The organism is Acidocella sp. MX-AZ02 (genome assembly GCF_000306035.1).
Lineage (GTDB): Bacteria > Pseudomonadota > Alphaproteobacteria > Acetobacterales > Acetobacteraceae > Acidocella > Acidocella facilis.
This window is the reverse complement of the sequence record NZ_JH976209.1, coordinates 284678-295192: the sequence shown is the minus strand read 5'-3', so window position 1 is coordinate 295192 and position 10515 is coordinate 284678. Positions and strand designations below refer to the sequence as shown.

9 protein-coding genes and 1 tRNA gene are annotated in these 10515 nt (G+C 64.2%); 2 read left to right on the top strand and 8 right to left on the bottom strand.

Going from position 1 to position 10515, the window contains the following annotated elements:
* Positions 1-115: 115 nt before the first annotated feature.
* From MXAZACID_RS13615 to MXAZACID_RS13580, 8 genes are all read right to left on the bottom strand, one after another.
* Positions 116-991: a DMT family transporter gene (locus MXAZACID_RS13615; protein ID WP_039885510.1), complete on the bottom strand. Its 876-nt coding sequence runs from the start codon at positions 989-991 to the stop codon at positions 116-118.
* A gap of 28 nt (positions 992-1019) precedes the next feature.
* Entirely contained in the window at positions 1020-2150 is a 1131-nt protein-coding gene (locus tag MXAZACID_RS13610; RefSeq protein WP_008495017.1) for a hypothetical protein, read from the bottom strand.
* On the bottom strand, positions 2150-2926 hold the full coding sequence (locus tag MXAZACID_RS13605; protein WP_008495016.1) for a sterol desaturase family protein: 777 nt from the start codon (positions 2924-2926) through the stop codon (positions 2150-2152). The genes MXAZACID_RS13610 and MXAZACID_RS13605 overlap by 1 nt, the downstream gene beginning before the upstream one ends.
* Positions 2927-3077: 151 nt before the next feature.
* Complete coding sequence (locus MXAZACID_RS13600; protein WP_008495015.1) at positions 3078-4457, bottom strand: DUF2029 domain-containing protein; 1380 nt, start codon at positions 4455-4457, stop codon at positions 3078-3080.
* A gap of 127 nt (positions 4458-4584) precedes the next feature.
* The gene (locus MXAZACID_RS13595; protein ID WP_008495013.1) at positions 4585-6180 is read right to left on the bottom strand and encodes an isocitrate lyase; all 1596 of its coding nucleotides are present in this window, start codon (positions 6178-6180) and stop codon (positions 4585-4587) included.
* A gap of 159 nt (positions 6181-6339) precedes the next feature.
* Positions 6340-6903 (bottom strand): molybdenum cofactor guanylyltransferase MobA, encoded by a 564-nt coding sequence (gene mobA / locus MXAZACID_RS13590; RefSeq protein WP_008495012.1) that lies wholly within the window; start codon positions 6901-6903, stop codon positions 6340-6342.
* 87 nt (positions 6904-6990) lie between these two features.
* A tRNA-His gene (locus tag MXAZACID_RS13585) sits at positions 6991-7066 on the bottom strand.
* 27 nt (positions 7067-7093) lie between these two features.
* The gene (locus MXAZACID_RS13580; protein ID WP_039885509.1) at positions 7094-8275 is read right to left on the bottom strand and encodes an aminotransferase; all 1182 of its coding nucleotides are present in this window, start codon (positions 8273-8275) and stop codon (positions 7094-7096) included.
* A gap of 302 nt (positions 8276-8577) precedes the next feature.
* Here MXAZACID_RS13580 and MXAZACID_RS13575 point away from each other — a divergent pair, with 302 nt between their 5' ends.
* Together MXAZACID_RS13575 and glnA are read left to right on the top strand one after the other, a co-directional pair.
* Positions 8578-8916, top strand: coding sequence for a P-II family nitrogen regulator (locus tag MXAZACID_RS13575; RefSeq protein ID WP_008495010.1), 339 nt, complete (start codon positions 8578-8580; stop codon positions 8914-8916).
* 120 nt (positions 8917-9036) lie between these two features.
* Positions 9037-10467 carry a type I glutamate--ammonia ligase gene (glnA, locus tag MXAZACID_RS13570; protein ID WP_008495009.1) on the top strand — a complete coding sequence of 477 codons (1431 nt, stop codon included), beginning with the start codon at positions 9037-9039 and terminating at the stop codon, positions 10465-10467.
* Positions 10468-10515 lie beyond the last annotated feature (48 nt).

The following is a 10515-nucleotide window of genomic DNA, read 5'->3' as shown; positions in this document are numbered from 1 at the left end:
CTTTTTTCAAAAACTCCCCACGAACGTTCGGGGTGGTGGCAACGCCGTCGCCACCACCCCGACCTCTCTTGGCCCTTTTTGAAAAAAGGGCCAAACCCCAAAAACTTTTATAAATTCAGGTTTCCAATATCGGCGGCGGCGGCGTCACCGGCGCGGTCAGCGCGCTGCCGGCGGAGGCGGCCATGATGCACAGCATCGCGCCCCATTGCAGCCAGGTCAGGCGCTCGCCCAGCACCAGAAACCCGGCAAAGGCGGCAATCGCCGGGGCAGCGCTGAGCAGGATGGAAAACACCCGGGCGGAGAGGCGCTTCATCGCCTCCATCTCCAGCGAATAAGGCACCGCGCTGGAGAGCAGCCCGACCGCGAGCGCGATGCCGAGCTGCCAGGGGCGCAGCTGGCCGAAATTCAGTACCGCGGCGCCGAGTGGGGCGACGAGGAGGGCGGCGACGATCATCCCCCAGGTGACCGCATTCGCCCCCAGGCTGGCGGCGACACGCTTGCCGGCGACGATATAAAGCGCCCAGGCCGACGCCGCCGCCAGGGCGAAGGCGATGCCGAGCGGGTTCAGCCTGTCCTTCACATGCAAGGGCAGCAGCAGCGCCAGACCAAGGGCCACCACCAGCAGCCAGAGAAAATCCCGTGGCCGGCGCGAGGAGAGCAGCACGATGGCGAGCGGCCCGGTGACTTCGATGCCGACCGCGATGCCGATGGGGATGCGCTGAAAGGCCTGGTAGATGGCGAGGTTCATCGCCGCCAGCATGGCGCCGTAGAGCAGCAGCGCCGGCCGGGTGGAGGGTGGCGGCACACGCTTCCAGGGGGCGCGCAGCGCCACCAGCAGCAGCGCCGCAAAGGTGACGCGCAGGCAGGTGACACCGGCCGGGCTGATCACCAAAAAAAGCGATTTGGCGAAGGCCGCGCCGAGATTGACGGAGCTTTGCGAGCCGAGCACGGCCAACAACCCGACCAGCCGCTGATCCTGCTCTGGCTTCACCACGCGCTCCAGCTCCAAAATTTGGTGCTTACAGCCCCGCCTCGAACACCCGGTAGGTCTTGTACGGCGCCGCCTTCAACCCTTCGATCATCCGGCGCATCGGCATATTGTCCTCAAGAATCCAGGACAGCTCGATATGGGTATAACCCAGCTGCCGGCCTTCGCGGCGGACCATGTCGATCATCAGATAGGGCAGCAGGCTGCCCAGCATGTCCTTCGCCGCCGAGCGGCGCACGCCCATCAGCGGCACCCGCGCGGTCTTCACCCCCGAGACCTTCAACCGCCAGAGCAGCTTGGCCCAGCCGAAAGGCAGGATCTTGCCGTTCAGCCCCTCGATCGCCTCGTTCAGATTGGGCAGCGCGATCATGAAGGCCACCGGCTCGCCGTCGCGCTCGACCAGGCTGGTCAGACGCGGATGCAGCAGCGGCTTCAGCGATTTGGAGAGATAGTCCGTCTCCGCCTCGGTCAACGGCACGAAGCCCCAATTCTGCGACCAGGCATCGTTGAAGATGGAGGTGACGTTCTTGATCTCGGCGGGCAGGTTTTTCATGTCCATCTGGCGCACGGTGATGCCGGGCGGCAGCGGACGGGCGAGCAAACGCTGCACCGATTCCGGCAGCTCCTCGCGGATATCGTAGAGATAGGCGATGACATCCTTGGCCTTGGCGAAGCCGAGCGTTTCCAGATTTCGCGCCACATAAGGCAGGTCATGCGGCATCAGCAGCATCGGCTTGCTGGCGAAGCCGTCGATCAGCGCGCCGGTTTCCTCGTTGATGTTGAGGTTGAACGGGCCCTGCATCACTTTCATGCCGCGTTGGCGCAGCCAGCCAGCGGCGGTTTCCAGCAGCGTCTGGAACAGGTCCAGATCATTCTCCGCCGCCAGCATGCCGAACAGGCCCGGCGCCTCCGGGTTCAAAGACTGCGCCAGCGTGTCGATCTGCGCGGAGATGCGGCCGACATCGCGCCCATCTTTCACCGCCAGCCAGAACTGCACCTGCGCATGGCCGAAAAACGGGTTCTTCGGCCCCAGCGCTTCCTCGCGCTCCATATGCAGCGGGGCGATATAGGCGGGGTCGTTCTGGTGCAGCCGCTCGGGCAACAGGATGAAGCGTTTGAGGAGCTTTTTATCCGTCACCGGGACAATTTGAATATCCTGCATCAGGCGGGGCGCTTTCCTTGTTCGTCCGTGGCACCAGGGGGGCGGTCACGCGGGGGGCTGCCGGTCAGCTCCATCACCCAGGGGTAACGCTTCGCCTGCTCGACATCATAGCCGAGATTGAACACGGTCGGGCTGCGGCCGCGCTCCTGGTAATAGGAGCCGAAAATCTTGTCCGGCAGGAAGGAGACGATGCCGTAATTGCCGCTCTCATCCTGGAAATGATGCAGCAGATGGTCGCGCTTGAGCATCTGCACGAAGCGGTTTTTCGGCTTGTAGTTCAGATGCTGGATGCAATGGAAAAACTCATAGACGCAGGTGGTCACCAACGCCGTACAGATCGCCGTCGCCGCGCCGGCCCAGCCGCCCAGGGCGAAGCCGATCGGCAGGGTGATGATCGCCATGGTCGGGATGGTGTTCAGCGGATCGCCGAACAGCACTTCGAGCTTATGCGGGTCCTGGTGATGGTCGAAATGGATGCGCTTCCAGAGCGCCGCACTCCAGCGCATCCGGTAGAGCCAGCGCCCATGCAGCACGAAACGGTGCAGCCCGTACCAGACCAGAGGATAGACGATCAGCACCGCGACGATCGGCAGCACGATCTGCGCCCAGTGCCGGACGGTGAAACCGGCATAGAGCCCTGCGGCGAGCGCGATGGCCGCGTAGAGATTGATCGCAGGATAGGTGATGTAGGCAGCCCAGAGCTCCGGCAGGGTCATTTTGCCGAGGTCATAGGAACGGCCATGCCAGGCCCGGCCCCAAACGAGTTTCTTTGCCATGCCTTGGTCCGATCATCTCCGGAAAGATTGCAAGGAACGGGCATGCGCCCTGCCCCCGTCAGGGCAAAGCGCTTACCATGCGGGGTTCGGGCCTGGCAAACTGGGGGCAAACTGGGGGCAAACTGGGGGCAAACCGGGCGATGCCGCACGGCTAGCGCGGCACCCAGAGCGAGAGCGTGCGGCCCTGCTGAAGCGGGCGATAATCCTGGTGCAGGATGGCCAGAAAGTCAGGGGTGAATTGCGGGCGATGGATGGGCCGGTCGGTGGCGCCGACCTGCACCGCGACGAGGCTGTGGCTGCGCAGCAGCGTGTCGATCTGCGCCGCCGAGAGCTTGTCGTCGCGGATGCGGCTGGCGACGAAATAGGGCGAGAAAGCCGATTGATGCCCGGCTTCGGTGCAAAGCAGCAGGTTTTCGCACACCACCGGGCCCTTGATGGCCTGCAACACCGTGCGCGCGGCGGCGAACTCTGCCCGCGCCTGGGGCAGGGCGTCCAGCTCGCGCCAGGCGGAGAGGCTGGCCATCGGCAGGAACAAAAGCGGCCAGAGCAAGGCCCAGCGCCGCCAGCCACCCTGCGCCGCCCCCGCCATCACCGCCATCAGCGTGCCCAGCCAGAGCGCCTCGAAAAACACGTTCAGCCCGACGCCATCGCCGCCGGAGAAGCCGATGCCCAGGACCAGCGCCACGATCAGCGCCAGCAGGCAGGCCTGGGGCGCTGGCTCGCGCCGCCCTTGCCAGCCCCAGCCGAGGGCCAGCGCCAGCAGCGGCCAGAAGCGGACGAGGAAACTGCCGGTCTGGGAGGCCATGTCCTGCCAGGAAAAGGCGCGCGGGGCGAGCAGATGCGCGAAAAAATACGGGCCGTCGAACCGGAAGCTGAGCCAGAGCAGCGCATCCGCCAGCCCCATACCGGCCGCCAGGAAGAGGCCCAGCTCGGCCCAGCGCCGCTGCCAGAGCAAAGCGAGCCCCACCCCGATCGGCAGCGCCAGCAAAGAGTGTTTGGTGAACAAGGCCAGTACGAACAGAAAGGCGACCAGCCAGAGCGGGCCGCGCCGCAGGAACAGCACGAACCCCGCCATCTCGGCCAACATGCCGAGCAGCTGCGGGTCATCCACCGCGACCCGCACCGGCATGAACAAGGCCAGGAAGAGGATGAAGCCCAGCCCGGCGCAGGCGCCGGCCCAGGCCTGGCCGCAAAGCCGCGCCACCAGCGAACCCGCCAGCCCGCCCAGCCCCAGCAGGGCCAGCAGCGCCAGCGCCCGGCCGGTGAAAAGCGGGTCCAGCCCCAGCGCGCTGAGTGCGCCGATCAGATGGAAGGAGAGCGGCGGGTAATTGGTGAAATCCAGCCCCGGCGGCTGCCCATAGAGCTGCACATGTGCCGCCGCGCGCAATGCCCGCACAACATTCCAGCCCTCATCCGAATCGATTTCCACATCGGCCAGCCCGCGCGCCAGCAGCGGCGCCAGCAGGGCGAGCGCGCCGAGCCCAAGCAAGGTGAGATAGAGCGTCCAGAAATGCCGGATGATGCGGGACATGCGCGGCTCTTATGGGCTGCGGCGGGCTTTGCCCAGCGCCGGGCGATAAAAAACGGCCCGGACGAGGCCGGGCCGTTCACAAGTTGAAAATCGTGCGGTTCTTGCGCCGCACCTGAAGGGGGGGCGGTTACGCCGCGAACTGGTTCATCGTGTTGTGCACGCCGCCGGCCTTCAGCGCGGCCTCGCCGGCGAAATACTCCTTGTGATCGTCACCGATGTCGGAGCCCGACATGTTCTGGTGCTTCACGCAGGCGATGCCCTGGCGGATCTCCTGGCGCTGCACCCCGGCAACGTAGCCCAGCATGCCCTGCGCGCCGAAATATTCCTTGGCCAGATTGTCGGTGGACAGGGCCGCGGTGTGATAGGTCGGCAGCGTGATCAGATGATGGAAGATGCCGGCGCGCTGCGCCGCGTCGCGCTGGAAGGTGCGGATCTTCTCATCGGCTTCCAGGCCCAACGGGGTGGCGTCGTAATCAGCGCTCATCAGCTTGGCGCGGTCATAGGCCGAGACATCCTCGCCCCGTGCCTTCATCGCATCGAAGACCTGCTGGCGGAAATTCAGCGTCCAGTTGAAGGACGGGGAATTATTATAGGCCAGCTTGGCGTTGGGGACGACTTCGCGGATGCGGTCGACCATCGAGGCGATCTGCTCGATATGCGGCTTCTCGGTCTCGATCCAGAGCAGGTCGGCGCCGTTGTTCAGCGCGTTGATGCAATCCAGCACGCAGCGATCCGCCCCGGTGCCGGCACGGAACTGGAACAGGTTGGAGGGCAGACGCTTCGGACGCAGCAGCTTGCCATTGCGGGTGATCAGCACATCGCCATTGCCGATCGTGGCGGTATCGACCTCGTCGCAATCCAGGAAGGCATTATACTGGTCGCCAATATCGCCCGGCTCCTTGGAGAAGGCGATCTGCTTGGTCAGGCCCGCCCCCAGGCTGTCCGTACGGGCGACGATAATCCCGTCCTCGACGCCCATTTCCATGAAAGCGTAGCGCAGAGCGCGAATTTTCGCGACAAAATCCTCATGCGGGACAGTGACCTTGCCATCCTGATGGCCGCACTGCTTTTCGTCGGAGACCTGGTTTTCGATCTGCAGCGCGCAGGCGCCGGCCTCGATCATCTTCTTCGCCAGCAGATAGGTCGCTTCGGCATTGCCAAACCCGGCATCGATATCGGCGATGATGGGCACGACATGGGTTTCGAAATTGTCGATCTTGCTCTGGATCTCTTTCTGCTTGGCGAGATCGCCGGCGTCGCGTGCCGCGTCCAGCTCGCGGAACAGGCCGCCCAGCTCACGCGCATCGGCCTGGCGCAGGAAGGTGTAGATCTCCTCGATCAGCGCCGGGACGGAGGTTTTCTCATGCATGGACTGGTCGGGCAGCGGGCCGAATTCGGAGCGCAGGGCGGCGATCATCCAGCCGGAGAGATAGATATAGCGGCGCTTGGTGGTGCCGAAATGCTTCTTGATGGAGATCATCTTCTGCTGCGCGATGAAGCCGTGCCAGCAGCCGAGCGACTGGGTGTAGTTCGCCGGGTCGGCGTCGTAGGCCGCCATGTCCTCGCGCATCACCTTGGCGGTGTAGCGGGCAATATCCAGCCCGGTGCGGAAACGGTTCTGCAGCCGCATGCGGGCCACGGCCTCCGGGGAAATTCCGTCCCAGGTGCCGCCCTTGGCGGCGATCAGTTCGCTGGTGGTACGGATGCTATCTTGGTACGACATTTGGGTCTCCGCTGAACGTCCGGAATGGATGGTTGCGGCAGTTCAAATACACCCGGTTTTGCGGCGCGTCAGAAGGTTTTGTGAAAAAACCCGGTAAATATGTGAAAGCCTGCACTCACTTCGCATATGCAGCGTAAATCTTTTACAGGCCGTTGAAATTCAGCCGAAACCCGAGAGATCCTCAGGTCTGTTGAGGTTGGCGAAGGGGTCGGCGGGGGCTGTAAAATGCACCTGGCGGGCCTGGCACAGGGCCAGCGCGTCGCGGACTTTGAATTTAGCGTCCTGGCGCAGGAAATTTTCCAGAGCGGGCAGGAAGGCGACCGGCCAGAGGGCGGCGAGGTGGTGCTGGCGCCCGGCATAGACCGCGACGGACGGGCCGGGGGCGAGGTCGGCCGCCAGGGTGGCCGGAAAGAAGGGCGTGTCCACCGGGATGGTGAGCAGGAAATCCGCCCCCTGCGCGGCGGCCCAGGCCAGCCCGGCCTGCACCCCGGCCAGCGGGCCGCAATGGGCGAACTCCGGCGCGTCGGGCAGCACCGGCAAGCCAAAAGCCGCGAAGCGGGCAGGATCGCCATTGGCGGAGAGGGCGATAGGGGCGGCCTGCGGGGCCAGGCGCTCCAGCACATGCGCCAAAAGCGGCCGGCCTTGCAGCAGGATCAGCGCCTTATCCGCGCCCCCCATGCGCGTGGCTTTGCCCCCAGCCAGAATCAGCGCGGCAACAGCCATGAACCACCCGGGCGCAAAGGAGCAAAAGTTTTTTGGGGCGCCTTTTTTTCAAAAAAGGCGTATCTTCGCAAATTTATAAGGGAAACCTGGGGCGAACGACGGGGATTGAACCCGCGACAACCGGTACCACAAACCGGCGCTCTACCAACTGAGCTACGTCCGCCATCCAGGATGGGGCCAAGTAGCGCGGTCAAGCCAGCGCCGTCAATGGGGTTTTGGCCACCCAGCGTTCGAGCCGGCGCAGAGCCTCCTCCAGAACCGGGATCTGCTTGCAGAAGGCGAAGCGCGCATAATGGCGCGGCGCGGCGCCGACATAGAAGGCGGAAACCGGAATCGCCGCCACCCCGGCCTCCTGGGTGATCATGCGGCAGAAGGCGACATCATCGCCCTCGAAGCCCAGCGGTGAAAAATCTGCGGTGATGAAATAGCTGCCCTGGGCCGGCAGGGTGCGAAAACCGAGCCGGGTGAGGCCGGCATCCAGCAGATCGCGCTGCGCCTGCAACCCGCCGGCCAGGCCGTCGAAATACGCATCCGGCTTGCCCAGCCCGTAGGCGACGGCGCGTTGCAGATTGGGCGGGGTGGTGAAGGTGAGGTTCTGGTGCGCCTTGGCCACCACGCTCATCAGCGCGGCGGGGCCGGAGATGTAACCCACCTTCCAGCCGGTGAGGGAGAAGGTTTTGCCGGCGCTGCCGATGCGCAAGCTCCGCTCGGCCATGTCCGGCAGGGTGGCCAGCGGCACATGCCGGGCGCCGGCGAAGACCAGATGCTCATAGACCTCGTCGCACACCGCATAGGCATCGTGCCGGCGCAGCAGGGCGGCGATGAAGGCCAGCTCATCGGGGGTGAAGACCTTGCCGGTCGGGTTCATCGGCGAGTTCAGCAGCAGCGCCTTGGTCTTCGGCCCGAAGGCGGCTTCCAGCTCGGCGCGCGGCAGCTCCCAGTTCGGCGGTTCCAGCCGGACCAGCCTGGGGACGGCGCCGAGCAGCTTCACCACCGGCAGATAGGTGTCATAAAGCGGCTCGATCAGCACCACCTCGTCACCCGGGTTGAGCAACGCCATCAGGCTCGCGGTGATCGCCTCGGTGGCGCCGGAGGTGACGACGACGCCGTGCACCGGATCGATCTCCAGCCCGTAGAAACGCTGGTTGGCCGCGGCGACGGCGGCGCGCAGCTCCGGCAGGCCGGTCAGCGGCGGATATTGGTTGCGATGGTCCAGCAGCGCCTCGGCCGCCGCCCGCACGATATCCTCCGGGCCCTCGGTATCCGGAAACCCTTGGCCGAGATTGATCGCCTGATGCTCGACCGCGAGCGCGGACATCACAGTGAAGATGGTGGTGCCGGTCGCGGCCAGCAGCGCATTCACAGGTTTCACGGCATCCAAATCCTAAACTCGGGCAGCAGGATTTAGCCGCCCAAAGCGCAGGCGGCAAGATTGCTCAAAATTTAGGCCGAAATCGCCGCCGCTTGAGCAAAACCGCGTTTTCGCCTTTGATGCGATTGCCGCAACCGCGGCACCGCGCGGAAAATCGTTCTGGCATGGCTTGTGCAAAGCGTAATTTCGTCAGCCCGTTGGCTGGCGTGCGCTTGCCCACCTGATGCCGGGGCGGGGTTCCAAGCGTGCTGTCCGACGAAACCAGAGGAGGACGCAGGGGCCCCGGGCCCGGCGTAAACCAGATGAAGAAGATCGAAGCGATCATCAAGCCGTTCAAGCTGGATGAAGTGAAGGAAGCGCTGCACGAGGTTGGCCTGCAGGGCATCACTGTCGTCGAAGCCAAGGGATTTGGGCGTCAGAAGGGCCATACCGAGCTCTATCGCGGCGCCGAATATGTTGTGGACTTCCTGCCGAAGGTGAAGATCGAAGTGGTGTGCGACGACGCGGTCGTCGAGCGCGCCGTCGAGGCGATCACCAACGCCGCCCGCACCGGGCGCATCGGCGATGGCAAGATCTTCATCTCCTCCATCGAAGAGGCCATCCGCATCCGGACCGGCGAAAAGGGCGAGGCAGCGGTCTAACCACCATTGCCAAGCAGCCCGGCATGTTTAACATGCCGGGCGCTACGCGTTTCAAGGGCGGTCCGCATGGTGCGCGCCGCTTGGCCTCAACGGGTAACAATTATTAACGGGGTAAAGTCTATGGCTAAGAAGGCCGAGGGCGGCGATGCCGTCGCCAAAGTTCTGAACATGATCAAGGAGAACGGGGTCGAGTATGTCGATCTGCGGTTCACCGATCCCAAGGGCAAGTGGCAGCACACCGCGCAGTACGTTTCCACCGTGGACGAGGACAGCCTGAAAGACGGCTTCATGTTCGACGGCTCCTCCATCGCCGGCTGGAAGGCGATCAACGAGTCCGACATGATCCTGAAGCCGGACCTGGACAGCGCCGTGCTGGACCCGTTCTCGGCCAAGCCGAGCCTGATCCTGTTCTGCGACATCGTCGAGCCCTCCACCGGCCAGGGCTATGCCCGCGACCCGCGCTCCACCGCGAAGAAGGCCGAGGCTTACCTGAAGTCCACCGGCATCGGCGATAGCGCCTTCATCGGCGCGGAAGCCGAGTTCTTCATCTTCGACAACGTGAAGTTCGGCACCGGCGGCAATTACGGCATCTATCAGCTCGATTCCATCGAGGGCCCCGGCTCCTCGCTGAAGGATTATCCCGAGGGCAATATGGGCCACCGCCCGGTCGTCAAGGGCGGCTATTTCCCGGTCCCGCCGGTGGATAGCGAATCCGACCTGCGCGCCGAGATGCTCTCCGCCATGGGCGAGATGGGCCTGCCGATCGAGAAGCATCACCATGAGGTGGCGCAGTCCCAGCATGAGCTGGGCACCAAGTTCGCGTCCCTGACCACCATGGCCGACCAGATGCAGATCTATAAATACTGCGTCCACAATGTCGCCCATTCCTACGGCAAGACCGCGACCTTCATGCCGAAGCCGATCTATGGCGATAACGGCTCGGGCATGCACACCCATCTGTCCATCTGGAAGGCCGGCAAGCCGCTCTTCGCGGGCAATGGTTATGCGGATCTGTCCGAGACCTGCCTGTACGCCATCGGCGGCATCATCAAGCACGCCAAGGCGATCAACGCGTTCTCCAACCCGTCCACCAACTCCTATAAGCGTCTGATCCCGGGCTTCGAGGCGCCGGTGCTGCTGGCCTATTCCGCCCGCAACCGCTCCGCCTCCTGCCGTATTCCGTACACGACCAGCCCGAAGGCGAAGCGTGTCGAGGTGCGGTTCCCGGATCCGACCTGCAACCCCTACCTCTCCTTCTCCGCGATCATGATGGCGGCGATCGACGGCATCAAGAACAAGATCCACCCGGGTGACCCGATGGACAAGGATCTGTACGACCTGCCGCCGGAAGAGCTGAAGGACATCCCGACCGTCTGCGGCAGCTTGCGCGAAGCCCTGGGCGCCCTGGAAGCCGACCACGAGTTCCTGCTCGCCGGCGACGTGTTCTCCAAGGAGCAGATCGAGAGCTATATCGAGCTGAAGTGGAAGGAAGTGTACAAGTTCGAACACACGCCGCACCCGGTCGAGTTCGAGATGTACTACTCCGCGTAAGTCACGCGAAACGGCGCCGAAAGGCGCCGTTTTTTGTTGGAGACAACA

Coding starts and splice junctions, on each gene's coding strand:
- MXAZACID_RS13610 (WP_008495017.1), bottom strand. CDS start 2,150: ATGCAGGATATTCAAATTGTCCCGGTGACGGATAAAAAGCTCCTCAAA.
- MXAZACID_RS13605 (WP_008495016.1), bottom strand. CDS start 2,926: ATGGCAAAGAAACTCGTTTGGGGCCGGGCCTGGCATGGCCGTTCCTAT.
- MXAZACID_RS13600 (WP_008495015.1), bottom strand. CDS start 4,457: ATGTCCCGCATCATCCGGCATTTCTGGACGCTCTATCTCACCTTGCTT.
- MXAZACID_RS13595 (WP_008495013.1), bottom strand. CDS start 6,180: ATGTCGTACCAAGATAGCATCCGTACCACCAGCGAACTGATCGCCGCC.
- mobA (WP_008495012.1), bottom strand. CDS start 6,903: ATGGCTGTTGCCGCGCTGATTCTGGCTGGGGGCAAAGCCACGCGCATG.
- MXAZACID_RS13575 (WP_008495010.1), top strand. CDS start 8,578: ATGAAGAAGATCGAAGCGATCATCAAGCCGTTCAAGCTGGATGAAGTG.
- glnA (WP_008495009.1), top strand. CDS start 9,037: ATGGCTAAGAAGGCCGAGGGCGGCGATGCCGTCGCCAAAGTTCTGAAC.